The following is a 22,127-nucleotide window of genomic DNA, read 5'->3' on the forward strand; positions in this document are numbered from 1 at the left end:
CGCACGTTACTTTGGACCAAGCATCGTGTTGCGTATTGCTCTGGCCGTCCTCGCCTCGGCCGTCGTCGTCGTTGCAGTCTGCGAAGCCCTGCTTCCTGCCTGATCGTCAGGAGGCGGGCTCCACCTCGCCCGTCCTGATGAACTGCTCCACCGCGTCCCTCCGCGGCATCGGCGCCACCGCGCCGTAGCCGAGCGTCTTGAGGGCCGCGGCGGCGTTGCCGAATTCGGCTGCCCGGAAGGGATCGCCCGACCGGAGCCATTCGGCCACGAACGCCCCCCCGAAGGTGTCGCCCGCGCCCGAGGCGTCGACCGCCTGGACGCGCTGGCTCGGCACGATCCTGCGCTCGTCCCGGGTCGCCACGATCGTGCCGTCCTTGCCGAGCGTCATGGCCACGATCTTCGGGCCGAGTCCGAGATAAAAATCGACGATCTCGTCCGGCGTCTGGAGGCCGGTGAGTTTCCTCGCATCGTCGAGACCGGGGCGGGCGATATCGCAGAGCGCCACGGCCGCGTGGATGGTGGCGCGCGCGCGATCGAGCGGCCAGAGCGCGAGCCGCAGATTGGTGTCGTAGCAGACGAGGCGGCCATTCGCCTTCGCGTGCCGCATCGCCGCAAAGACCGAATCCGCGCAGGAGGCGGAGATGGCCGAGCTGATGCCGGAGAGATGCAGCACCCGGGCCCGCGCGATCAGGTCGAGCGGCAGGTCCTCCGGCCGGACCAGGCTCGCGGCCGAGCCGCCCCGGAAATAGCTGAATTCGTGCCCGTCCGGGCCGTAGGAGATGAAGTAGATCCCGGTGCGGACACCGTTGCGGATCACGACGCTCGAGCGGTCGACACCTTCCTGGTCCCAGAGTTCGAGGAAGCCGCGCCCGAATGCGTCATCGCCGAGATGCGAGAAGAACGCCGTCCGGGCGCCGCAGCGCGCCGCCGCGATGGCGACGTTCGAGGTGTCGCCGCCATGGCCCGGGAGATAGAGGCGTTCGCCGTCCCGGGTGATCTCGGCGAACTCCATCAACGGCTCGCCGAAGGCGAGAAGATCGAACTCCGCCTCGGCCGCCATGGTCAGGCACCTCCGCCGGGAAGCGCATCCGGGAGGTTTTCGCCTAAGGCCAAAACCTTTCCGGGGTTGAGGATGTTCTCCGGATCGAGCGCACGCTTGAGCGTGACCATGAGGTCGAGGGCGACCGGGTCCTTATAGTGGGGAAGCTCGTCGCGCTTGATGAGCCCGATCCCGTGCTCGGCCGAGATGGAGCCGTGCATCTCCCGCACGATGTCATGCACGATGCGGTTGAAGGTCTCCCAGGTCGCCAGGAAGGCGCCTTTGTCCATCCCGACGGGCTGGGACAGGTTGAAGTGGATGTTGCCGTCGCCGAAATGCCCGAAGGCGCAGACCCGGACGCCGGGCATCTCGGCCTCGCAGGCGGCGCTCGCGCGCTCCACGAACTCGGCGACGCGCGAGACCGGCACCGCGACGTCGTGCTTGATCGAGCCGCCCTCGAAGCGCTGCACCTCCGACAGGCGCTCCCGCAGGTCCCACAGGGCGAGGCGCTGCGCATCCGAGGCGGCGATCGTCGCGTCCTCCACGAATCCGTCCTCGATGGCGCCCCCGATGACCTCCTCGAAGATGGAGGTGAGGTCCGCATCCTGCTGCGGCGAGGCGAGTTCGATGAGGGCGTAGGAATGGTGCTCGCCGGCCAGCGGCTTCACGGCCGCAGCGTGGTGCCGCAGCACGATCTCGAGCGCGAAATGCGGCATGTACTCGAAGGCCGTGAGCTCGGCGCCCGCGGCGGCACGGAGCCGCTCGAACAGCTTCAGGGCATCGCCCGGGGAGGCGAGGCCGACGAAGGCGGTCGCCCGCGAGCGTATGCCCGGGAACAGCTTCAGCACCGCGGCCGTGATGATGCCGAGCGTGCCCTCCGAGCCCATGAAAAGGTTCTTGAGGTCGTAGCCGGTATTGTCCTTGCGGAGGGCCGTCAGCCCGTTCCAGATCCGCCCGTCGGCCAGCACGACCTCGAGCCCGAGCGCGAGTTCGCGCGCATTGCCGTAGCGGAGGACCGCCGTGCCGCCGGCATTGGTGGCGAGGTTGCCGCCGATCCGGCACGAGCCTTCGGAGGGCAGCGACAGCGGAAACAGGAGCCCGACCTCATCGGCGGCCTTCTGCACGTCCGCCAGGACGCAGCCGGCCTCGACCACCATGGTGGCGTTCACGGCATCGACCTCGCGGATGCGGTTGAGGCGCGCGAGGGAGAGCACGATTCCACCATAGGGCACGCCGCCGCCGACGAGCCCGGTATTGCCGCCCTGCGGCACGATGGCGACGCCAGCCGCCGCGCATTCCCGCACCACGGCGGCGACCTCCTCGCTGGAGCCCGGTCGCACGACCGCGAGGGCGCTTCCCTGGTAGAGGCCGCGCTCCTCCCGCAGGTGCAGGGCGATCTCGTCCGGGTCGGTGCGGACATGGGCGGCGCCGAGCCGCTCGACGAGATGCTCCAGCAGGACCTGCGCGGGCGCGTTGGTCAGCGGCGGGACGGCATGGATGGTCATCCCGCACTCATGACCCGACCCCGAATTTCCGGCAAGTCGGCTGCGTGCCGCGGCGGGGCCCGTTCGTCACTCTTCGTCGTGGAAGTCCCGCCGCCGCGGACGGTCGTAGTCGTCGCCACGATCGCGGCGCCGTGGACGGTCGTAGTCGTCATCGTCCCAATCGCGCCGGCGCTCGCGGTAACGCGGACGGTCGTCGCGCATCATGTCGCGCATCATGGGGCCGCAATGGCGCATGCCCTCCTCGTGGCAGACGCTCGGCGGGCCCGGCATGTAGCGTCCGCCGTCCCGGCACGAATAGCCGCACATCGCGACCGGCCGCGCCGCGCCCGCACCGGCTGTCCCGCCTGGCATGCCCGGCGCAGCGCTCGCTGCAGCCGCCGAAAGGCACACGGCGGCACTCGCCGCGAATCCCAGCAACACGCTCCGCATCGCCGCCTCCTGTCCGGCCGTCCTGGCCTGTCCCGCAAACGCGGCCCGGATGAGGGGGTTCGATACTGCCGGAGAGGATGGAGCCTGCGCGTTCGGGCTTTTCTTCCCCTCCGGATGGCGATTGTCGCGAGGGTTTGCCGACCGCCCTACGGCGCTTTTCGATAGACGATCAGCGACTTGAAGCGGCCGACCAACTCCACGCCGCCGTCGCGCTCCCATTCCGCCACGACATCCTTGGCGCTGTCGTTGGTACGATCCCAGGCGAAGGAACCGGGAAAGAACAGGATATACCCGCCGGGCCTGAGCCGGCGCGTCAGGATCCGGGTCACGTCGAGATCGGTCAGGGCGCCGTATTCGTCGTTCGCCGCCCCCCTGAACTCGCAGAGGTGGAACAGCGTGACGACGTCGAATTCGGGCAGCAGCTGCTCGTTGATAAGATAGATGTCGCCGAAGACGGCATTGTAGAAGCGCAGCACCTCCGGCCGCGACACGGCGAGCTGGACGAAGGCCTCGTGTTCGCGCGGCGCGGCCGTGATGGCGAGGACGTGGTTCTGCCGCTCCGGCTTGGCGCATTCGATGCCGACATGGTGATGCCCGCCGGTGCCGAAATGATAGATCGAGGCATCCCGGATGCCCTGCTCGTCGAGCCATGCGACGAAATCCACGTCGCAGGGGCAGTCTTCTGGGCGGAAATCCCAGTGATCGTCCCAGATGTTCAGCACCGGCGCGCGACCGGCAGATCCCCCCGACATGACCTTGCTCCCCCGTACGGCGCGGCCCGATGTCGTTCGCATCGTGCTCGGAAACGCCGTATGGAATGCTTCCAAAGGGAGGCATGAACTCGCCATGAACGCGCCGCGCGTCATTCACCTTGGAGGTACGGACAACGTCGTGATCGCGGTCGATGTCGTCGGGCAGGGCGATACGGCCCACGGCATCACGGCGCGGCAGAAGATCATGAAGGGCCACAAGATGGCCGTCCTGCCCGTCCGCGAAGGCGAGCCGATCGTGAAATTCGGCCAGATCATCGGGTTCGCCAAAAGCCACATCGCGCCCGGCGAATGGGTGCACGAGCACAATGTCGGCCTGCACGACTTCGAGCGCGACTATCGCTTCGCGGAGGACGCCCGGGACGACGGCCTCCTGCCCGAAGCGGAGCGCGCCACCTTCCAGGGCTTTCGACGCGCTTCCGGAAAGACCGGCACGCGGAACTACATCGGCATCCTGACGAGCGTGAACTGCTCGGCCTCCGTGGCGCGGTTCGCGGCGGACGCGGTGGAGCGCTCGGGCCTGCTGGCCGAATATCCGGGCGTCGACGGCGTGGTGGCGATCGTGCACGGCACCGGCTGCGGCCATGCCGCCTATGGCGAGGGCTTCGAGGTCCTCCGCCGCACCCAGTGGGGTTATGCGAGCCACCCGAACTTCGCCGGGATCGTGATGGTCGGCCTCGGCTGCGAGGTCTTTCAGATCGGCCGGATGAAGCAGGAATACGGGCTGTCGGAATCCGACACCTTCCGGACCCTCACCATCCAGGAGACGGGAGGGACGAAGAAGACCGTGGAGGCGATCGTCGCGGCGATCCGCGACATGCTCCCGCTCGCGGCCGCCGCGAGGCGAGAGACCCGCCCCGCCTCCGACCTCGTTCTCGCCCTCCAATGCGGCGGCTCCGATGGCTATTCGGCGCTCACCGCGAACCCGGCGCTCGGCGCCGCCTCCGACATCCTGGTGCGCAACGGAGGCACCTCGATCCTGTCCGAGACACCCGAGATCTACGGCGCGGAGCACCTGCTGACCCGCCGGGCCGCGTCCGTCGCGGTCGGCCAGAAGCTCGTGGACCGCATCCGCTGGTGGGAGGACTACACCGCCAAGAACGGCGGCGAGATGAACAACAATCCCTCGCCCGGCAACAAGGCGGGCGGGCTCACGACGATCCTCGAGAAATCGCTCGGGGCCGCCGCCAAGGGCGGCCGCTCGACCCTGCGAGCCGTCTACGAATATGCCGAGCCCGTGACGGAGAAGGGCTTCGTCTACATGGACACGCCGGGCTACGACCCGGTCGCCGCCACCGGGCAGGTCGCGGGCGGCGCGAACCTCATCTGCTTCACGACCGGCCGCGGCTCCGCCTTCGGCGCAAAACCCGCCCCCTCGATCAAGCTCGCTACCAACTCCGACATCTACCGCCGCATGATCGACGACATGGACATCAATTGCGGCGACATCCTCGAAGGCATGTCGGTGGAGGAGAAGGGCCGCGAGATCTTTTCCAGGATCCTCGCGGTCGCATCCGGCGAGCACACGAAGAGCGAGGAGCTTGGGTACGGCGATGCGGAATTTGTGCCGTGGCAGATCGGGGCAGTGATGTGAGGCCCCGAGTTCAATCCCGGTGCGGCCGGAGCTTCGACGCCGCGTTGATCGGCAGGTCGAAGCGGCCACGCTCCGCGAGGTCAACCTGCGCGGCCATTTTCGGCACCAACCTGATGAGCCGTGCGGTCGTCTCCGCGACGTCGTATTTCCGCCAACTGCCATCGAGGAAGAAGAACACGATCTGAGCCCGATCCAGAGCGTCCCGCTCGTGCGGCCGCGTTCTGAGACGAAGGTCTCGTGTCAGCACCGCCCAGCCACCCTCGCGATCAAGAGCCTTGATCCACTCGGTATCCGTGGCAGCGGGGTGGAAGTGATCCCGGAGAGCGAAGATCTGATGCTCACCCGAGAATAGGGCATTGAGAGCTCGCGCAATGCGCGGGCTGAGATTGTGATCCAGCAGCAGCTTCAAGCAGCGAGAACTTGCTCGAAGCGCAGCGCATCTCGGACCGCCGCAGGTGACACTTCATAGAGCCGAGCCACCTTCTCGGGCGATCCCTCGACGGCGACGGCATCCGCCAGCACCTCGGTCGGAACGCCGGCTTCCGCTGCCACCGGCCGGCCGAAGGCGCGGGCGGGATCGATCACGATCGAGCGCCGGCCCATCCCGAGCGGGAACCAGCGCGCCACGACATCGGCATCGAACTCCAGGTCGCGCAGGCTCGGTTCCACTACCGCCCGGAACACACCCTGACGCCGCTTCAGGTCGACAAGCTCGCCCTCGCGCACGTCACGCGTGATGTCGAGAAAGATGGTCTTGCCGTCGGTCCGAAACCGCCGGGTCGAGAAGGGGCGCTCGTCGCCGACTTCCTCGACGGCCCGCTCGAAGCATTCCCGGATCGTCGGCAGTGCAAGGCCGAGATCGCGGAAGGCCTTCACGAAGCGCAGCTCGATCAGGTCGCGAAAGCTCAGCTCGATACGATCGTCGTCGTTCGCGTAATCCGGCTGCCAGAGCGGATCGGAATGTCCAGCGTGCTCGCCAGCCCCGAAATCATAGCCACGCAGCCAGCGCGAGAGCGTCTGCCGCGAGAGCTTACGATGCCCTGCCGCCGGATCACGAGCGAAGTTGAGGAGGCGTAGGCTCTCTGCCGCTCCGTAAGCGCCACGCCCGAGCGCATCCGGTTCAGAGATAGGCATGCGCTTATGCATCTCGCGTCTCATAGCCCGACCATGGCTTGGCAGAAAGATGGACAAAGGACGAGCGAGATTATGCGCGAGGCCAACGCTCCATCGCAGCCAACGCGATGCTTTCCAGCTCGGCCCGGCTCGCGCCGTCGCGGGCCTGGATGGCCATTCCCTGCTGAACGGCGAGAAAGAAGCGGGCGAGCGCGGCCGTGTCGGTGCCGGGCGGCAGCTCCCCTTCGCGGACCGCGCGGGAAAGGCGCGCTTCCAGCCGCCTCATCCCCTCCCGGCGATAGCTCGCCACGAGTTCGCCGAGCGTCTCGCAGCCCTCCTGGCCGACCGCCGACAAGGTGACCATGCAGCCCGCAGGCTTGTCGCTGGTCACGGGGAAATTCGCCGCCACGGCGAGGAGATAGGCTTCCACGGCCTTTCGCGCCGAGGGCTCCTCCTCCAGCGGCGCCCAGATGAGCGGCACCCCTAGCTCGGTGAAGCGCCGGAGGGCTTCGGCGTAGAGCGCCTCCTTGGAGCCGAAGGCGGCATAGAGGCTCGGAGAGCCGATACCCATCGCGTCGGTGAGGTCGGAGATCGACGTCGCCGCGAAGCCCTTCTGCCAGAAGAGGCGCATGGCGGCGTCCAGGGCCTTGTCCCGGTCGAAGGCACGCGGCCGCCCGCGCGAGCGTCTTTGCGCAACGTCCAGCTTGTCGGGTCTCTCGGCGCCCGTGCGCCTCCGCACATTCTGCATCGATCGGCACAATATTTCGCTTGCGGCCCGGGCGCAACGAACCTAGGTCCATTTGTGTGTCGATCGACACACAAATGGAGAGTGTCATGGCTGATCTGGCGGGCAAGCGCGCCCTGGTGACGGGAGCCGCACGCGGCATCGGGGCGGCGATCGCGAAGGCCCTGGCGGAGCGGGGCGCCGATGTCGCGATCACCTACGAGAAATCGGCCGATGCGGCTGCGGGTGTCGTTCGGGCGATCGAGGCTGCGGGCCGGAAAGGCCTCGCCATCCAGGCCGACAGCGCGGACCCGAAGGCCATCCGGGCAGCCGTCGACGAGGCCGCGGCCAAATTCGGGGGGCTCGACATCCTGGTGAACAATGCGGGCGTGGCGCGGCTCGGCGCCGTGGCGGATATGAGCCTGGAGGACATCGACGCCATCCTGGACGTCAACGTGCGCGGCGTCGTCCTGGCGAGTCAGGCGGCCATCCGGCACCTGTCGGAAGGCGGCCGCATCATCACGATCGGGTCGAACGTCGCCACCCGCGTGCCCTTCGGCGGGCTCACGGTCTATTCCATGTCGAAATCGGCGCTTCTGTCCTTCACGCAGGGCCTCGCGCGCGAGCTCGCCCCGCAGAACATCACCGTGAATCTCGTCCACCCGGGTCCGACGGATACGGACATGAATCCGGCCTCGGGGCCGCTAGCCGACACGATGCGCGCGACCACGGCCTTCGGGCGCTATGGCACGCCCGAAGACATTGCTGCGTCAGTCGCCTTCCTGGCTTCTTCTGCGGCGCGCCACATCACGGGCACCGGCATCCTGGTCGACGGGGGCGCGAACGCCTGAACGGCACCATCCAAGCGGCGACGGCCGGACGGTATCCGGCCGCGGCCAGCCCACCGGATGGAGGGCGGCTCAGGCCTTCTCGCGCCCTTGCGACACGTCGCAGCCGGCTTGGCCGAGCGTGCGCTCGATGGCGCTGGCTTCGGCGGCGCTGATCGCAGGCTCGCCCGACGAGCCCTCGGCCCGGATCAGCGAGGCCAGGCGCACCTTGGCCCGCTGTGCGAGCGTGCGGGAATCCCAGCCCAGCCGTGTTCTGGCAGCGCGGATCTCTTCGCCGGTCATCATGCCGAACCGCCCGCGCGGGCCTTGCGGCTCGCGGCCTTCGGCTTGGCGGCGGCAGCGGCACTCGCTGCCTCTTGCTCCGCGCGCTCCCTCTCGAGCCGGAGCGCACGCAGGCGAACGGTGTTCGCCTCCACGGCCTTCCGCTCCGCCTCGTACTCGGCCATTGCCTTGGCGCCGTCCGCGGCACGGTCCAGCGCTCGTTGCGTCTTCGCGGCCCTATCAAGGACCGCGGTATCGTCGCCTCGCATCGTGCCCTCCTGGCTCAGCGGGTGCTGTGACCGCTCAGGAACTGACGCTCGACGGCCTTCATGCCGTCCTTGCGAGCGGCCTCCTCCGACCGTTGCAGACGGTCAGATCGCTGAATCAGCTTGCCGTGACGGCGTATTGCCCAATCAAAGGCGCCAGGCGTGCGCACGGAGGGCTGAACTTCGAGCTCGTAGGGATAAATCGCATTGTCGTCCATCCGATACATATAGGACAGACGGGAGAATTTTGCACCCCGCAGATCGGTCACATATGCGGTTTGCAAATCGAAAGTTGATGCTCGCAGCAGGCAAAGAGAATTTATTCGCGACAGAAGCGACTTGATTCCGAAACTGTTGAACGCCTGAGCCTTTCCTGGATTCAGCTCAATTCGCCGGGAGCGTGGCTCGACGCAGCAAGGCTGCCCCGCAGGCTCGCAAAAATTGAGAGCTGTCCGCGTCTTGCTGATCCACATGGCCGTTCGGGAGCCGCAAGATTCAAGGACAGAACGCTAGCTCGAGCCCGAGGTGCCCGCTTCCAGGATCGAGACGATGGAGAAGAGCGTGAAGCAGACCGCCCCGAGCCCGACCATGACATGCGCGGGGACGAAGTAGGCGGGATTCGTGCCCGCGGCCTCGAACAGGAAGGCTGCGGTGAACAGGCAGGTCAGCGCGGTCAGGACCGGCAGAAGAGGAATGCGGTTGGCCAGCGGGAAGCGCCGCCGCCAGACGAGCGCCAGGAGGAGCACCTTCGACAGGATGCTGAAGCAGATCAGCCCGAGGCCGATCAGTACGATGCCCGGCGCGAGGCGATAATCCTGGTCATTGCTGACCAGCACGTAAATTCCGAGCAGGATGTTGATCGAGCCCATCACGATGACGAGCCAGCTCCAAACCGGGCGCTCACGGTTCGTGAACTCGTTGCGGATCTGGCGGACGACGGTCGCGACGAGCGCCGTCAGGCTGAGGCAGATCGCGGACAGCCCGAACACCACGTGGCCGCCGACATAGCCCGGCTGGTCGCCCCGCATCAGGAGCCTATAGGTCAGCGTGAACCCGACGATCGCGCAGACCAGCGGAATGCAGGTCAGCAACAGGCTGACCGGCTTCGTCTGCGCTCCGGAAGGCGGTCCCTCTTGCGGCTTCCGGGCAGCGCTGACGTTGATGAGCGTGAACGCCGTGGACGACGTTGCGACGGTGCTCACGCAGATGGCGATCAGACCGACCCCGACGACGACATGCCCGGCAACGACATGCTCCGCCGTATCGCCCGAAAAGATCAGGGCGATCCCCCAGGCCACAGCCGCAAGAGCAACAACATACCCCGAGGCGGGCAGAGCCACGCGCCAGAAATCGCCATAGCGACGAATGAGCTGGCGGATGATCGTCGCCGCCGTGGTGAACAGCGCATAGCAGATCGCCGTCAACCCGACATTGACGTGGCCCGCAACGAAGTGATTGGCATCCGGCGCACCGGACAGAATGTAAAGGCCGAATGCGAGGCAGATCGCGCCCATCATCAAGGGTATGGCGCGAAAGAGTACGCTGATCCCGAAGTTCATGACGACCTCTCGGGGCATCCTCCCCGCGAGGCTCATCTCACCGGGGCGACGCCAGGCGCCGTTTACGCTCAGCCCGCGTTAAACAACTTGGGAATGGCACAGTTCCAGCCAGATTTTCGACGCCAATACCACGTCATACAAAATCTCTTCCGCCCAGCATCTGCACCGCAGCGCCGGAAGAGCCCCGAAACACTTGCGTAAAGAACGGACGAAGCCAGCGACGCCGTGATGCCGGTCGGCCGCCGGACCACAGCCGGCGGATCATGGAACGGAGACGGTCAGGCAAGAGCCTTCGCGGCGCGCTTCTGCCGGTCGAATTCAGCACGCCGACGGGCGATCTCGTCGGGCGCGAGCTTCTCGATCGAGGAGTAGTCGCGCTTCCAGGAAGGATCGACACTCCAGCGCAGGGGCGAGCCCAGCGTCGTGCGCGGCCCAGGTGCGGCTTCCAGCAGGCGCAGCGCGAGCTCCAGCGTGCACGCCTGCGAGTCGAGGTCGCCGGGCTTGCCCGCGCTGTTCCCGAGCGGGAAGTCGCTGAAGAGGAAGCGCGGCGCGCCCGCATGCTCGACGATGTCCTTCGCGCAGCCCATCACCACGGTCGGAATGCCGGCAGCCTCGAGATGGCGGGCGGCGAGCGCCACGCATTGGTGGCAGACGGGACAGTTCGGCACGAGGATCGCAGCGTCCGCGCCGTCCTGGCGGATGCGGGCGAGGAGCTCCGGCGCGTCCGCCTCGGTGGTGGCGCGGTGGCTTCGGTTCGTCGGCAGCCCATGGAAGCGAGGTGCGACGCGCCCGATGCGGCCGCGCTCGGCGGCAAGCTGGAGTTGCCGCAGCGGTAAGTAGGTGCCGATATCGGCCGCGCTCGTGTGATCGCGGTCATAGGCGATGTGGGAGATGCGCAGGTCCGGCATCTCGTCGCTCGGCCCGGAATAGACGGAGAGGAACTTGGCCGAGCCGTTATAGGGCGCCCCCGGGCCCTGCTCGCCCTTGTCCGGCTGGTACGGCGCGGCCGTCGTGACGAGCGCGAGCGTGCATTCGGCGAGCGGCTTGCCGAGCGGCGTGAAGGGCGCGTCGAGGTGATGGGCCCAGCGATACGGCGTCTCGAAGCCGAGCGCCGCGTAATAGGCCCGCGTCCGGGCCATGTAGCCGATCGGGATGTCGTCCTCGGGCGCGAAGGTTTCGTCGGGGGTCGGCATGACGGGAGGGTAGCACGGCGAGCGACTCGGCTGTCATTCCGGGTTAGCCGCCCGGCAATGACAAGCCGGCCCGGAACTCACGGCCAAGCTTCGCGCTTGAGTCCCCGGCCGAGCAGCCGCCTTTCCTCCCTCTCCGAAGCTTCCTAAGACCCCCGCATGCCTGACCAGACCATGATGAGAGCGGCGCGCGTGACCGCGCCAGGCCGGATCGCCGTGGAGGAGGTCGCCAAGCCGGAGCCCGGGCCCGGGCAGGTGCGGGTGAGGCTGGAAGGCTCGGGTGTCTGCGCCTCGAACCTCACCCCCTGGGAGGGACCGGACTGGATGACCTTTCCGACCGAGCCGGGCAGCCTCGGGCACGAGGGCTGGGGCGTGGTGGATGCGCTCGGGGACGGAGTGGCCGGGCTCGCGGTCGGGGACCGGGTCGCAGCCCTCTCCTACAAGGCCTATGCCGAGTACGACCTGGCCGATGCGGATTCCGTCGTGAAGTTGCCGGAGGCGCTGGCGGGCCAGCCCTTCCCGGGCGAGCCGCTCGGCTGTGCCATGAACATCTTCAGGCGCTCGGACATCCAGGCCGGCCAGACGGTGGCGATCGCCGGCATCGGCTTCCTCGGCGCGATCCTGACCAGGCTGGCCAGCGATGCCGGCGCCCGCGTCATCGCGATCTCGCGCCGCCCCTTCTCGCTCGACCTCGCCCGCCGCATGGGCGCGGCCGAGACGATCCCGATGGAGGACCACACGGCCATCATCGAGCGCGTGAAGGAACTGACGGGCGGCCAGTTCTGCGACCGGACCATCGAGGCGGTGGGAAAACAATGGCCGCTCGATCTCGCGGGCGAGATCACGCGCGAGCGCGGGCGGCTCATCATCGCCGGGTACCACCAGGACGGCCCGCGGCAGGTGAACATGTGGCTGTGGAACTGGCGCGGGCTCGACGTGATCAACGCGCATGAGCGCGACCCGAAGGTGTACGTCCAGGGCATCCGCGAGGCCGTGGAGGCGGTCGCCTCAGGCCGGCTCGATCCGAGCGGGCTCTACACGCACCGCTTCCCCCTGGAGCGGCTCGACGAGGCCCTGAACGCCACGCGCGACCGGCCGGACGGCTTCCTCAAGGCGCTGGTGACGGCGTGATGGCGGGAGCAGCAAAGGCCGCGCGGCCGCGCCTCGGGTTTCTCGGTGTCGGCTGGATCGGCCGGCACCGGATGAGTGCGATCATCGAGGCCGACATCGCCGAGGTCGCGGCCATCGCCGAGCCTTCGGCGGAGACGGCCGCCGAGGCCATGAAGCTCGCGCCCGGCGCGGAGCGCGTCGGCGGCCTCGATGAACTCCTGTCGCTGGGGCTCGACGGCATCGTCATCGCGACACCTTCCGCGCTCCATGCCGAGCAATCGGTGCTTGCCCTCGCGTCGGGGGCGGCGGTGTTCTGCCAGAAGCCGCTCGGCCGCAACGCCGCGGAGGTCCAGGCAGTAGTCGATGCGGCCCGCGCGGCGGACCGCCTGCTTGCGGTCGACCTGTCCTACCGCTTCACGGAAGGCATGCAGCGCATCCGCGAGGTGATCCGCTCGGGCGAACTCGGGCGCCTCCACGCGGTCGATCTCGTCTTTCACAACGCCTACGGGCCGGACAGGCCCTGGTTCTACGACCCGGCGCTCTCGGGCGGCGGCTGCGTGATGGATCTCGGCGTCCACCTCGTCGACCTCGCGCTCTGGTGCCTCGACTTCCCGGAGGTCGCGCAGGTCTCCTCGGCCCTCTTCGCGTCGGGAGAAAGGCTCGCGCCGAACCCCTCCCAGGTGGAGGATTACGCGATCGCGACCCTCGAACTCGCGGACGGGACCGCGATCCGCCTCGCATGCTCGTGGCGTCTTCAGGCCGGCTGCGACGCGGCGATCTCTGCCGCCTTCTATGGCACCGGCGGCGGCGCGGCGCTCGGCAACGTGAACGGCTCCTTCTACGATTTCACGGCCGAGCGCTTCCGCGGCACGGCGCGCGAATCCCTCGCGCTTCCCCCCGACGAATGGGGCGGGCGCGCGGCAGCGGATTGGGCACGTCGGCTCGCGGCGGGCGAGCGGTTCGATGGAAGCGCCGAGGAACTCGTCACGGTGGCGCGCGTCCTCGACCGGATCTACGGCCGCGCGTGACGCACGGGCTCAGTAGACGGGGTGGTACTGGTAGAGCCAGGTCTCGCTGAGCACCTGGTCGCCATTCCGGAGATAGCAGCGCAGCTCGATCGGCTCGTTGCCCGTCGTCGTCAGGTCGAACTGCGCACGCCAATGGCCCGGCACGTCGTTCGGCACGGCCTCGGTCCGGACATAGGAGAACGTCCCCCGGGAGGCGGTGAGCACCGGTTCGGGCAGCGTTCCGGCCGGGAGGTCCTTGAGCGGCCCGCCGATGAATTCGAGCAGGAACTTGCGCACGCCGCGAGGCCGGTCCAACCCGGGCTGGCCGCCATTGCCCAATCGCGTGGCGACGCAGCGCGCGAGCGGAGACGGGTAAGGCTCATCCGCCGACCAATGCAGCCGGTAGGAGAGGTCGAAGGTCTTCCCGGCCGTCGCAGGCTCGGCCGGAACCCACATGGCGTTGATGTTGTCGTGGATCTCGTCGTCCGTCGGGTTCTCGACGAGCTGGACGGTGCCGCGCCCCCAATCCCCTTTCGGCTCCACCCAGAGGGAGGGCCGGCGATCGTAATAGACCCCGTCCAGGTAGTGGTCGAAGTTCCTGTCGCGCTGGAGCAGGCCGAAGCCGCGGGGCGCCTGGTCGGCGAAAGCGGAGACCTGAATGGTGCGCGGGTTGTTCAGCGGGCGCCAGATATGCTCCCCGGTGCCGCTCCACATCGCGAGGCCGTCCGAGTCGTGCACCTCCGGCCGCCAGTCGACCATCGTGGCCTTCGCGGTCTCCGAGTACCAGAACATCGACGTCATCGGAGCGAGGCCGAGCCGCACGACATCCTGGCGCAGCACGAGCGAGACATCGATGTCCATGATGACGGCCGTCGCGCGGCGCATCACGAAGCGGTAGGCCCCAACGACGCTCGGGCCGTCCATGAGCGCATAGATCGTGACCGTGTCCGAGCCTGCGGCCGGGGTCTCGAACCAGATATGGGTGAAATCCGGGAACTCCTCCGGAACGTTGTAGACGACCGTGTTGATCGTAATCCCGCGGGCCGAGAGGCCGTATTGGGCGAGTTCGCCGATCGCCCGGAAATAGGACGCCCCCAGGAACGCCACCCAGTCGTTCTTGCGCCAGTCGAGCTTGCCGTCGCGCGGCTCCTGGAAGCGAAAGCCGGCGAAGCCCGAGTTCTTCGGCAAGCCATGGGCCGGAGAATCGGCCGGCATGTCGAAATAGCTGTCGTCGTAGAGGATCTCGCGCGCGTCCCCGCCCTGGACGACATGCATCCTGACCGGCTTCTGGAAGTAGCGGCCGAGGTGGAAGAAGGTGACCGGAAACCTGCCCGGGCCCTCTGCGAACAGCGCAAGATCCGTCTTGTACCGGATCTTGCCGTGGGCGTCGTAGTCGATGCTCCAGAGCACGTCGGGCTTGGACGGCTTCTCGGCCGAATAGGGCTGCCGGGCCATGTCCCTCACCCGGGCCTTCAGGGTGTCGAACGAGAATGGCGCCGACGCGCCCAGATTGAGCCCCGACGCCGCCATCGCCGGTCCACCGAACTGCGCGGCGGCGAGGCTGGCCGTACCGGCGGCTGCGGCGCGGAGGAGAGAGCGGCGGTCGATCATGCAGGATCCGAGTGGAAAGGCGGGGCGGAGGTAGGAACGCAGGCGCGCCTGGTCAACTCGCTAGGGGCAGCTGCGTGACCGGAGCGTGAACAGCTTGGCCGGCGCGTGCTGCGAAAGGCGCGTTTCATCGCAGGCGCGCAGCCAGTATACCGGGACGGCAAGACCGCGACCGAGCGGCGGCATCAGGGAGGATCGGGCGTCGCATGGCGGCTGAGGAGTTGCACGCCGGGAAAGAGCCGGCCGAGGTCTCCACCGAGGCGCTCAGGAAAGCCGAGTCCTACATCGAGGCGGAGGAAGGCGCGACCAATCGCATCTCCGGCCTGCCCGGCATGGTCGTGACCGCCATCGCGGTCGTCATGAGCCTGTTCCACCTCTACGCCGCCTACGCAATCGTCCCCACGCAGGAGCTGCGCTACACGCACGTCGCCTTTGTCCTGCTGCTCTCGTTCCTGCTCTTCCCGGTCGCCGCGAAGTACCGCGACCGGATCCGCTGGTGGGATGTCGCTCCGGCGGCGATCTCCGTCGGGCTGATTGCCTACGCGCTCTGGGGCGGCGAGGATTTCACGGACCGAGCGACCGTCCCGGACCGCATGGACGTGTGGGTCGGGGTCGTCTTCATCATCGTCCTGCTCGAGGCGACGCGGCGCACCACCGGCCTGATCATGCCGGTGGTGGCGCTGTTCTTCATCGCCTACGCGATGCTCGGGCCGCACCTTCCGGCTCCCTGGACGCATCGCGGCTACGACCTGTCGCGCCTCGTCGGTCACCTCTTCATGACGCTGGAGGGGATCTTCGGCGTCGCCGTGGACGTGTCGGCGACGCTGATCATCCTCTTCACGATCTACGGCGCCTTCCTCGCCCAGTCCGGGGCGGGCAAGTTCTTCATCGACTTCTCGCTGGCCCTGATGGGCGGCAAGCCAAACGCCGCCGGCCGGACGGTGGTGCTGTCGTCCTTCCTGCTCGGCGGCCCGTCCGGCTCGGGCGTGGCGACGACCGTGATGATCGGCACCGTCGCCTATCCGATGATGGAGAAGGCCGGGTTCCGGAAGAACGACGCCGGCGGGCTGCTGGCCGCCGGCGGCCTCGGAGCCATTCTCTCGCCCCCCGTGCTCGGGGCGGCGGCCTTCCTGATCGCCGAATTCCTGAAGATCTCGTATCTCGACGTGATCTGGATGGCGACGATCCCGACATGCCTCTACTACCTGTCGCTGCTCATCATGGTCGAGCTCGACGCCAAGAAGTTCGGCGCACGGGACGTGAGCTTCAAACAGGAGATGACGCTGGGGCAGATGACCCGGCGCTACGGCTTCCACTTCATCTCCCTGATCGCCGTCGTCGCCTTCATGCTCGTCGGCTACTCGCCGATGCTGTCGGTGTTCTACGCGACCGCCGTGACCTTCGCGCTGTCCTTCCTCCGACGGGACACGGCTCTCTACCCGAAGAAGCTGGTGCGGGCGCTGGCCGACGGCTCGATCGGGGCCATCAACGCGGCCACGACCTGCGCGTCGGCCGGCATCATCGTGGGCGTCGTGACGCTCACGGGCCTCGGGCTCAAGTTCTCGTCCATCGTGATCGCCTATGCGGGCGGGAGCCTGCTCCTCACGGCGATATACACGGCCCTGATCGTCTGGATCATCGGGCTCGCGGTTCCCGTCACGGCCTCGTACATCATCTGCGCCGTCATCGCGGCGCCCGCACTCACGAAGCTCGGCGTGCCCGACTTCGCCGCGCATATGTTCATCTTCTACTACGCGGTCCTGTCGGAAGTCTCGCCGCCGACCGCCTTGTCGCCCTTCGCGGCGGCCGCCATCACGGGCGGCGACCCCTACATGACGACGCTCCAGAGCTGGAAATACACGCTGCCGGCCTTCCTGGTGCCGTTCGTTTTCGTGCTGGACCCGCAGGGAATCGGCCTCCTGCTCTCGATCCCCAAGGACGGCTCCTGGGTCGAGATCGTCCTCATCACGCTGAAAACGGCGGCGGGCCTGATGGCGCTCGCGATGGCCGCGCAGGGCTGGGCGCTGCGGCGGACCACGGCCCTCGAGCGCGGGCTCCTCGCCCTTGCGGGGCTGCTCCTCGTCTTCCCGAGCCTGATCGAGGCGCTCGGCGAGCTGATCACCGGGCGCGACCTCGCCTATAGCTGGCTGATCGGGCTCCTCATCGCCGGCGCGGTGCTGGCCTGGCAAAACTTCCGTCCGCAGCAGGCGGCGGCAACGATCTAGAGGGAGAGGACCATATGCAGAGCCGGATCACGCGGAGGACCTTCAATCTCGGCCTCGGAGCCGGGGCGGCGAGCCTGTGGCTCGGCGGCGGCGCCGCCCTGGCCCAGAACAAGACGATCTCGATCGGCACGGGCGGGACCGGCGGCGTCTACTACCCCCTGGGGGGCGCGATCGCGAGCGTGCTGACCAAGAACATTCCGGGCATGCAGGCGACGGCGGAGGTGACCGGCGGGTCCGTCGACAACCTGAAGCTCATCGGCTCCGGCCAGAGCGAGATCGGCTTCTCGATGGCGGATGCGGCCCTCGACGCCTTCAAGGGCGAGGACAAGTTCAAGAGCGGAAAGGTGCCGCTCCAGACGCTGCTCGTGCTCTATCCGAACCGCATGCATGTCGCGACGGTCGAGGGCAGCGGCATCGAGAAGATGTCCGACCTCAAGGGGAAGCGCGTCTCGACGGGTTCCCCGGGCTCCGCCACGGAGGTCATGGCATTCCGGGTGATCGAGGCGGCCGGCCTCGACAAGGACAAGGACATGAAGCGCGAGCGCCTGTCCGTGGCCGAATCCGTGAACGCCCTGAAGGACCGGAAGATCGACGCGTTCTTTTGGGTCGGCGGGGTGCCGACGGCGGCGGTCACCGACCTCGCGGCGACGCCCGGCCTCAAGATGAAGCTCATCGACCACGCCGATCTCGTGGACAAGATGAACGCCAAATACGGGAAGCTCTACGCAGGCGGCACGATCCCGCCCGGATCCTACCCCGGCTACGACAAGCCCAACCAGAACGTGGACGTGTGGAACATCCTCGTCACGGGCAACAAGATGACCGAGGACGAGGCCTACCAGATCGTGAAGACCCTGGTGGAGCGGAAGCCCGACCTCGTTGCCGTGCACAAGGACGCCGAATCGTTCTCGCTCGAGAACCAAGTCCAGTCGCGCTCACCGGTGCCGTTCCACCCCGGCGCGCTCAAATACTTCGCCGAGAAGGGCGTGAAGGGCTAGCGTCCGCCCGGGTGGCCGGCCCCGCCGGCCACCTCTCTTCGCCGGCTCAGCCGACCTCGACCGAGGTGGCGCGGCGCCAGAACTGCACCATCATGTAGAGTGCCAGAAGCGAGAAGAGCCCCATCAGCACGTAGCCGATCGTCTGGCCGAGCTCGAACAGGCCCGCGATGGCCCAGCCGCCGGATAGCGCGACGGCGAATACCTCGATCCCGACCAGCACCATCAGGCTGGCGAGCGTGAACATCGAGCGGCCCCGTGAGGGACGTGAGGGGGCAGCCAAGCGGGCGCTCTCCAATTTCAAATAGGCGCGCGCCCACTAACGCAAAGCGGCGCACGCGTGCAACAATATGGGTCCTCCTATCCGCTTATCCAGCATGACCGATACACAGACCTTCTCCGCCGCGGCCGTCGCAGCGCCCCACCACCTTGCGTCCGAAAGCGGCCGCGCCGTCCTGGCGGAGGGCGGGAACGCGATCGAGGCCATGGTCGCGATGGCGGCCACGATCGCGGTCGTCTACCCGCACATGAATGCGATCGGTGGAGACGCCTTCTGGGTCGTCCATGAGCCGGGCGGCCGGATGCGGGCGATCGAGGCCTGCGGCCCGGCCGGGAGCCTTGCGACGATCCGGCGCTACCGCGAGAAGGGCTACGACGCCCTGCCGTTCCGCGGCCCCGACGCCGCGGTCACGGTGGCGGGCGCGGTCGGCGGCTGGCATGCGGCGCTCGACTATTCCCGCAGCCTCGGCGGGCGGCTGGCCCTTCCCGATCTTCTCGCGGACGCCATCCGGTTCGCGAAGGACGGCTACGAAGTCTCGGCCTCCGAACTGCGCACGCGGCCGAACGAGCCCGAGGCGCTGGACGCCGCGCCGAACTTCCTCGCGACCTTCGGGTTCGACGGCAAGCCGCCGAAGAAGGGCGACGTGCGCCGGGTTCCCGCTCTCGGCGCGGCCCTGGAGCAGCTCGCCCATGCCGGCCTCGACGACTTCTACCGCGGCGATATCGCGCGTGAGATCGCGGCCGACCTCGATGCGATCGGCGCCCCGGTGACGCGGGCCGACCTCGAGAGCTTCCGGGCCATCTTCCGCGAGCCGCTCCAGGCGAAGCTGAGGCACGGGACGGTCTACAACAAGGCCCCGCCGACCCAGGGCATCGCGGCGCTCCTGATCCTCGGCATCTACGAGCGCCTCGGGATCACGGGACCGGAATCGGTCCGCCATCACCACGGGCTGGTCGAGGCGACGAAGCGCGCCTTCCGCATCCGCGACCGCATCGTCACGGATTTCGACCGCCTGAAGCATGACCCGGCGAGCTTCCTGACGCCCGGGGTGTTCGAGCGCGAGGCTGCCGCGATCGACATGAACCGCGCCGCGCCCTGGCCCGCACCGGTCGGAGACGGCGACACTGTCTGGATGGGCGCGATCGACGCCTCCGGCCTCGCGGTCTCCTACATCCAGTCGATCTACTGGGACTGGGGCTCCGGCTGCGTCCTGCCGCGCACCGGCATCCACTGGCAGAACCGCGGCGCCTCGTTCTCGCTCGATCCGAATGCGGTCAATCCGCTCGAGCCGGGCCGCCGTCCCTTCCACACGCTCAATCCGGCGCTCGCGGTGCTCTCCGATGGGCGCGTCATGTCCTATGGGGCGATGGGCGGCGACGGCCAGCCGCAATTCCAGGCCCAGATCTTCACGCGCTACGTCGATCTCGGCGAGGGCGTGGCGGAGGCCGTGGACCGCCCGCGCTGGCTGCTGGGCCGCACCTGGGGCCAGAGCTCGACGAGCCTCAAGATGGAGAGCCGCTTCGACCCGGCCATCATGGAGGGTCTGGTCCGGCTCGGCCACGAGGTCGAGGAGATCGGGGAAGCCTATTCCGACGGTCTCGGCCATGCCGGCCTGCTGGTAAAACACCCGAAGGACGGCCGCGTGGAGGCGACGCACGACCCCCGCTCGGACGGGGCCGCCGCGGGTATCTGAGCCCGGGCCCCTCCGCCGCAGGCGGTTGCCTCCCGTCCTGCGGCCCCCATCTCGGGAGAACAATCCTCGACAGAGATGGGCATGGACCGTCGGCAATTGATGCTCGGCGCAGCGCTCCCGCTGCTGCCGCTCTCCGGGGCCGTGGCTCAGGAAGGCGGATCGGCGAGCATGCAGGAATTCATCAGCGGCGGGCGAGCGGTCAGGGCCGAATGGTTTCCGGCCGGAGGCGCCGCCACCCGCGAGGAGGCGCGTCCCGCCCTCCTCCTTCTGCACGGCGCGGATGGGCTTGCGTGGAACGGCGACCGGTATCGCCTCGCGGCCGGACTGGTGGCCGCGTCAGGCTTTCACGTGGCCCTGATCCACTATCTCGACCGCACGGGCGACAGGGGCGCGAATTACGGGACGCTGCGCGATGATTACCCGCTGTGGACCGGCACCATACGCGATGCCGTCACCTGGCTCGCGGAACAGCCCGGGGTGGCGCCCGACCGTCTCGGCCTGATCGGCGTCTCGCTCGGCGGGGCTCTGGCCCTGTCGACCGCGGCCGTCGATCGGCGCGTGAAAGCGGTCGTCGAATATTCCGGCCCGGTGCCGGACGACCTGCCAGCCTCGGGAGCGGGGCTGCCGCCGACGCTCGTCCTGCACGGCGAGGCCGACCGCATCGTCCCGGCGAGCCATGCACGCCGGCTCGGGCAGTTGCTCGAGCAGGACGGCACGCCGCACGAGGTGCAGGTCTATCCCGGCCAGGGCCACGTGCTGAACGGCGCAGCGCAGTTCGATGCTGCCTCTCGAGTCTCGGCCTTCCTGCTCCGCCATCTCTAGATCGGGCCTGTTCCCGGCTTGAGCGCCGGCCACACCTCCGCTAGTCAGACAATCTGATGGCCAGACGCTCCCGCCAGAGGAGCGGGCCGGAGGAGACGGATCATGCTCAAGGCCCTCTCGGGTGCACTCGCGCTTTGCCTCGCGGCCAGCGCCGCCTTCGCCCAGGATTTTCCGAACCGGCCCGTGACCTTCGTGGTGCCCTATGCCCCGGGCGGCACGACGGACGTCCTCGCGCGGATCATCGGCAAGGCCATGGGCGCGCAACTCGGGCAGACGGTGATCATCGAGAATGCCGGCGGCGCCGGCGGCACGACCGGCACCCAGCGCGTCGTCCGCGCGCAGCCGGACGGCTACACCCTCACCTTCGGAAATATGGGCTCGCTCGCCGCGAACGTGTCGCTCTATCCGAAGCTCAGCTTCGACCCGCGGCGCGACCTCGTGCCGGTCGGCCTGGTCGCCACCGTGCCGATGGCGCTCTCCGTCTCGAAGAAGAGCGGCGTGAAGGATCTCGCCGGCTTCCTGGCGAAGCTCCGCTCGCGCGACGACGCGGTCAATTTCGGCAGTTCGGGGCCCGGCTCGACCGGGCACCTTGCCGCGATCGCCTTTCTGGGTGTGACGAAGACCAAGGCCACGATGGTGAACTACCGGGGCGCGGGGCCTGCCATCAACGACCTCGTGGCCGGCGTGGTCGATGCCGTCATCGACCAGACCGTCACCATGTTCCCCATGCATACTGGCGGAAACGTCACGGCCATCGCGGTTTCCTCGAAGGCCCGGCTGCCGCAGGCGCCGGACGTGCCGACCTTCATCGAGGGCGGGGTGCCGGAATTCGATCTCAGCGTCTGGAACGCGATCGCGGCGCCGCGGGACACGCCGCCGGCTGTCCTCGACCGGCTGGGCTCGGCGCTCGCCAAGGCGCTCAACGATCCGGAGGTGAAGCAGCGCTTCGGGGATCTCGCAGCCGAGGCGCCTGGGCCGGAAGCCCAGGGCGGCGAACCCCTCGGACGGCTGATCGCCAACGATGTCGAGCGGCTCGGCCAGATCGTTCGTGCGGCGGGCGTGACGGCGGAATAACCGTCCCGCCGTGCT

The 22,127-nt window shown here is 68.2% G+C and carries 23 protein-coding genes; 9 read left to right on the forward strand and 14 right to left on the reverse strand.

Annotated elements, in window-relative coordinates; all coding sequences use genetic code 11:
• Positions 1 to 106 precede the first annotated feature (106 nt).
• The 4 genes from ACO2SS_RS17355 to ACO2SS_RS17370 all read right to left on the reverse strand — a co-directional run bounded on the left by ACO2SS_RS17355 (position 107) and on the right by ACO2SS_RS17370 (position 3,725).
• On the reverse strand, positions 107 to 1,060 hold the full coding sequence (locus ACO2SS_RS17355; protein WP_423279012.1) for a sugar kinase: 954 nt from the start codon (positions 1,058 to 1,060) through the stop codon (positions 107 to 109).
• A gap of 2 nt (positions 1,061 to 1,062) precedes the next feature.
• A complete protein-coding gene (locus tag ACO2SS_RS17360) occupies positions 1,063 to 2,544 on the reverse strand; it encodes an FAD-binding oxidoreductase (protein WP_423279013.1) in 1,482 nt (493 codons plus the stop codon).
• A 66-nt stretch (positions 2,545 to 2,610) separates the two neighbouring features.
• Positions 2,611 to 2,973, reverse strand: a complete 363-nt coding sequence (locus ACO2SS_RS17365) for a hypothetical protein (protein ID WP_423279014.1) — start codon at positions 2,971 to 2,973, stop codon at positions 2,611 to 2,613.
• Between the two features lie 146 nt (positions 2,974 to 3,119).
• Positions 3,120 to 3,725 (reverse strand): hypothetical protein, encoded by a 606-nt coding sequence (locus ACO2SS_RS17370; protein ID WP_423279015.1) that lies wholly within the window; start codon positions 3,723 to 3,725, stop codon positions 3,120 to 3,122.
• 94 nt (positions 3,726 to 3,819) lie between these two features.
• On the opposite strand from ACO2SS_RS17370, the gene ACO2SS_RS17375 reads away from it, so the two are divergent.
• On the forward strand, positions 3,820 to 5,337 hold the full coding sequence (locus tag ACO2SS_RS17375; protein WP_423279075.1) for a UxaA family hydrolase: 1,518 nt from the start codon (positions 3,820 to 3,822) through the stop codon (positions 5,335 to 5,337).
• 10 nt (positions 5,338 to 5,347) lie between these two features.
• Here the strand turns inward: ACO2SS_RS17375 and ACO2SS_RS17380 are convergent, their stop codons facing one another.
• The 3 genes from ACO2SS_RS17380 to ACO2SS_RS17390 all read right to left on the reverse strand — a co-directional run bounded on the left by ACO2SS_RS17380 (position 5,348) and on the right by ACO2SS_RS17390 (position 7,198).
• The gene (locus ACO2SS_RS17380) at positions 5,348 to 5,746 is read right to left on the reverse strand and encodes a hypothetical protein (RefSeq protein ID WP_423279016.1); all 399 of its coding nucleotides are present in this window, start codon (positions 5,744 to 5,746) and stop codon (positions 5,348 to 5,350) included.
• Positions 5,743 to 6,471 carry a DUF433 domain-containing protein gene (locus ACO2SS_RS17385; protein ID WP_423279017.1) on the reverse strand — a complete coding sequence of 243 codons (729 nt, stop codon included), beginning with the start codon at positions 6,469 to 6,471 and terminating at the stop codon, positions 5,743 to 5,745. The genes ACO2SS_RS17380 and ACO2SS_RS17385 overlap by 4 nt, the downstream gene beginning before the upstream one ends.
• A 70-nt stretch (positions 6,472 to 6,541) precedes the next feature.
• Positions 6,542 to 7,198, reverse strand: coding sequence for a TetR/AcrR family transcriptional regulator (locus ACO2SS_RS17390; RefSeq protein WP_423279018.1), 657 nt, complete (start codon positions 7,196 to 7,198; stop codon positions 6,542 to 6,544).
• An 86-nt stretch (positions 7,199 to 7,284) separates the two neighbouring features.
• Between ACO2SS_RS17390 and ACO2SS_RS17395 the strand changes: the two genes are divergently transcribed.
• Positions 7,285 to 8,025, forward strand: a complete 741-nt coding sequence (locus ACO2SS_RS17395; protein ID WP_423279019.1) for an SDR family oxidoreductase — start codon at positions 7,285 to 7,287, stop codon at positions 8,023 to 8,025.
• Between the two features lie 69 nt (positions 8,026 to 8,094).
• On the opposite strand, the gene ACO2SS_RS17400 is transcribed toward ACO2SS_RS17395, so the two are convergent.
• From ACO2SS_RS17400 to ACO2SS_RS17420, 5 genes are all read right to left on the reverse strand, one after another.
• Positions 8,095 to 8,307: a hypothetical protein gene (locus ACO2SS_RS17400; protein ID WP_423279020.1), complete on the reverse strand. Its 213-nt coding sequence runs from the start codon at positions 8,305 to 8,307 to the stop codon at positions 8,095 to 8,097.
• Positions 8,304 to 8,552, reverse strand: coding sequence for a hypothetical protein (locus ACO2SS_RS17405; protein ID WP_423279021.1), 249 nt, complete (start codon positions 8,550 to 8,552; stop codon positions 8,304 to 8,306). The genes ACO2SS_RS17400 and ACO2SS_RS17405 overlap by 4 nt, the downstream gene beginning before the upstream one ends.
• A 14-nt stretch (positions 8,553 to 8,566) precedes the next feature.
• Positions 8,567 to 9,022 (reverse strand): hypothetical protein, encoded by a 456-nt coding sequence (locus ACO2SS_RS17410; protein ID WP_423279022.1) that lies wholly within the window; start codon positions 9,020 to 9,022, stop codon positions 8,567 to 8,569.
• A 36-nt stretch (positions 9,023 to 9,058) separates the two neighbouring features.
• Positions 9,059 to 10,108 carry a DUF2776 family protein gene (locus tag ACO2SS_RS17415; RefSeq protein ID WP_423279023.1) on the reverse strand — a complete coding sequence of 350 codons (1,050 nt, stop codon included), beginning with the start codon at positions 10,106 to 10,108 and terminating at the stop codon, positions 9,059 to 9,061.
• Positions 10,109 to 10,386: 278 nt separating this feature from the next.
• Entirely contained in the window at positions 10,387 to 11,301 is a 915-nt protein-coding gene (locus tag ACO2SS_RS17420; protein ID WP_423279024.1) for a glycine reductase, read from the reverse strand.
• Between the two features lie 156 nt (positions 11,302 to 11,457).
• On the opposite strand from ACO2SS_RS17420, the gene ACO2SS_RS17425 reads away from it, so the two are divergent.
• Positions 11,458 to 12,429, forward strand: a complete 972-nt coding sequence (locus ACO2SS_RS17425; protein WP_423279025.1) for an MDR/zinc-dependent alcohol dehydrogenase-like family protein — start codon at positions 11,458 to 11,460, stop codon at positions 12,427 to 12,429.
• Positions 12,429 to 13,436, forward strand: a complete 1,008-nt coding sequence (locus ACO2SS_RS17430) for a Gfo/Idh/MocA family protein (RefSeq protein ID WP_423279026.1) — start codon at positions 12,429 to 12,431, stop codon at positions 13,434 to 13,436. Before ACO2SS_RS17425 ends, ACO2SS_RS17430 begins: the two co-directional genes overlap by 1 nt.
• Before the next feature lie 9 nt (positions 13,437 to 13,445).
• Here the strand turns inward: ACO2SS_RS17430 and ACO2SS_RS17435 are convergent, their stop codons facing one another.
• Positions 13,446 to 15,026: a glucan biosynthesis protein gene (locus ACO2SS_RS17435; protein WP_423279027.1), complete on the reverse strand. Its 1,581-nt coding sequence runs from the start codon at positions 15,024 to 15,026 to the stop codon at positions 13,446 to 13,448.
• Between the two features lie 203 nt (positions 15,027 to 15,229).
• On the opposite strand from ACO2SS_RS17435, the gene ACO2SS_RS17440 reads away from it, so the two are divergent.
• Positions 15,230 to 17,248, forward strand: coding sequence for a TRAP transporter permease (locus ACO2SS_RS17440; protein ID WP_423279028.1), 2,019 nt, complete (start codon positions 15,230 to 15,232; stop codon positions 17,246 to 17,248).
• A 14-nt stretch (positions 17,249 to 17,262) separates the two neighbouring features.
• The gene (locus ACO2SS_RS17445; RefSeq protein WP_423279029.1) at positions 17,263 to 18,246 is read left to right on the forward strand and encodes a TAXI family TRAP transporter solute-binding subunit; all 984 of its coding nucleotides are present in this window, start codon (positions 17,263 to 17,265) and stop codon (positions 18,244 to 18,246) included.
• A 46-nt stretch (positions 18,247 to 18,292) separates the two neighbouring features.
• Here the strand turns inward: ACO2SS_RS17445 and ACO2SS_RS17450 are convergent, their stop codons facing one another.
• Positions 18,293 to 18,490, reverse strand: a complete 198-nt coding sequence (locus ACO2SS_RS17450) for a hypothetical protein (RefSeq protein ID WP_423279030.1) — start codon at positions 18,488 to 18,490, stop codon at positions 18,293 to 18,295.
• A gap of 130 nt (positions 18,491 to 18,620) precedes the next feature.
• On the opposite strand from ACO2SS_RS17450, the gene ACO2SS_RS17455 reads away from it, so the two are divergent.
• The 3 genes from ACO2SS_RS17455 (at position 18,621) to ACO2SS_RS17465 (ending at position 22,112) form a co-directional block, all read left to right on the forward strand.
• A complete protein-coding gene (locus tag ACO2SS_RS17455; protein ID WP_423279031.1) occupies positions 18,621 to 20,216 on the forward strand; it encodes a gamma-glutamyltransferase family protein in 1,596 nt (531 codons plus the stop codon).
• Positions 20,217 to 20,297: 81 nt separating this feature from the next.
• On the forward strand, positions 20,298 to 21,038 hold the full coding sequence (locus ACO2SS_RS17460) for a dienelactone hydrolase family protein (RefSeq protein ID WP_423279032.1): 741 nt from the start codon (positions 20,298 to 20,300) through the stop codon (positions 21,036 to 21,038).
• A gap of 102 nt (positions 21,039 to 21,140) precedes the next feature.
• Positions 21,141 to 22,112 carry a Bug family tripartite tricarboxylate transporter substrate binding protein gene (locus ACO2SS_RS17465; protein WP_423279033.1) on the forward strand — a complete coding sequence of 324 codons (972 nt, stop codon included), beginning with the start codon at positions 21,141 to 21,143 and terminating at the stop codon, positions 22,110 to 22,112.
• The last annotated feature ends 15 nt before the right edge of the window (positions 22,113 to 22,127 follow it).

The organism is Enterovirga sp. CN4-39, from assembly GCF_049446235.1.
Lineage (GTDB): Bacteria > Pseudomonadota > Alphaproteobacteria > Rhizobiales > Beijerinckiaceae > Enterovirga.

Excerpts from the sequence above, each read along its gene's own strand:
- ACO2SS_RS17355 (WP_423279012.1), bottom strand. The coding sequence starts at position 1,060 with ATGGCGGCCGAGGCGGAGTTCGATCTTCTCGCCTTCGGCGAGCCGTTG.
- ACO2SS_RS17360 (WP_423279013.1), bottom strand. The coding sequence starts at position 2,544 with ATGACCATCCATGCCGTCCCGCCGCTGACCAACGCGCCCGCGCAGGTC.
- ACO2SS_RS17365 (WP_423279014.1), bottom strand. The coding sequence starts at position 2,973 with ATGCGGAGCGTGTTGCTGGGATTCGCGGCGAGTGCCGCCGTGTGCCTT.
- ACO2SS_RS17370 (WP_423279015.1), bottom strand. The coding sequence starts at position 3,725 with ATGTCGGGGGGATCTGCCGGTCGCGCGCCGGTGCTGAACATCTGGGAC.
- ACO2SS_RS17375 (WP_423279075.1), top strand. The coding sequence starts at position 3,820 with ATGAACGCGCCGCGCGTCATTCACCTTGGAGGTACGGACAACGTCGTG.
- ACO2SS_RS17385 (WP_423279017.1), bottom strand. The coding sequence starts at position 6,471 with ATGCCTATCTCTGAACCGGATGCGCTCGGGCGTGGCGCTTACGGAGCG.
- ACO2SS_RS17390 (WP_423279018.1), bottom strand. The coding sequence starts at position 7,198 with ATGCAGAATGTGCGGAGGCGCACGGGCGCCGAGAGACCCGACAAGCTG.
- ACO2SS_RS17395 (WP_423279019.1), top strand. The coding sequence starts at position 7,285 with ATGGCTGATCTGGCGGGCAAGCGCGCCCTGGTGACGGGAGCCGCACGC.
- ACO2SS_RS17400 (WP_423279020.1), bottom strand. The coding sequence starts at position 8,307 with ATGATGACCGGCGAAGAGATCCGCGCTGCCAGAACACGGCTGGGCTGG.
- ACO2SS_RS17405 (WP_423279021.1), bottom strand. The coding sequence starts at position 8,552 with ATGCGAGGCGACGATACCGCGGTCCTTGATAGGGCCGCGAAGACGCAA.
- ACO2SS_RS17410 (WP_423279022.1), bottom strand. The coding sequence starts at position 9,022 with ATGTGGATCAGCAAGACGCGGACAGCTCTCAATTTTTGCGAGCCTGCG.
- ACO2SS_RS17415 (WP_423279023.1), bottom strand. The coding sequence starts at position 10,108 with ATGAACTTCGGGATCAGCGTACTCTTTCGCGCCATACCCTTGATGATG.
- ACO2SS_RS17420 (WP_423279024.1), bottom strand. The coding sequence starts at position 11,301 with ATGCCGACCCCCGACGAAACCTTCGCGCCCGAGGACGACATCCCGATC.
- ACO2SS_RS17425 (WP_423279025.1), top strand. The coding sequence starts at position 11,458 with ATGCCTGACCAGACCATGATGAGAGCGGCGCGCGTGACCGCGCCAGGC.
- ACO2SS_RS17430 (WP_423279026.1), top strand. The coding sequence starts at position 12,429 with ATGGCGGGAGCAGCAAAGGCCGCGCGGCCGCGCCTCGGGTTTCTCGGT.
- ACO2SS_RS17435 (WP_423279027.1), bottom strand. The coding sequence starts at position 15,026 with ATGATCGACCGCCGCTCTCTCCTCCGCGCCGCAGCCGCCGGTACGGCC.
- ACO2SS_RS17440 (WP_423279028.1), top strand. The coding sequence starts at position 15,230 with ATGGCGGCTGAGGAGTTGCACGCCGGGAAAGAGCCGGCCGAGGTCTCC.
- ACO2SS_RS17445 (WP_423279029.1), top strand. The coding sequence starts at position 17,263 with ATGCAGAGCCGGATCACGCGGAGGACCTTCAATCTCGGCCTCGGAGCC.
- ACO2SS_RS17450 (WP_423279030.1), bottom strand. The coding sequence starts at position 18,490 with ATGTTCACGCTCGCCAGCCTGATGGTGCTGGTCGGGATCGAGGTATTC.
- ACO2SS_RS17455 (WP_423279031.1), top strand. The coding sequence starts at position 18,621 with ATGACCGATACACAGACCTTCTCCGCCGCGGCCGTCGCAGCGCCCCAC.
- ACO2SS_RS17460 (WP_423279032.1), top strand. The coding sequence starts at position 20,298 with ATGGACCGTCGGCAATTGATGCTCGGCGCAGCGCTCCCGCTGCTGCCG.
- ACO2SS_RS17465 (WP_423279033.1), top strand. The coding sequence starts at position 21,141 with ATGCTCAAGGCCCTCTCGGGTGCACTCGCGCTTTGCCTCGCGGCCAGC.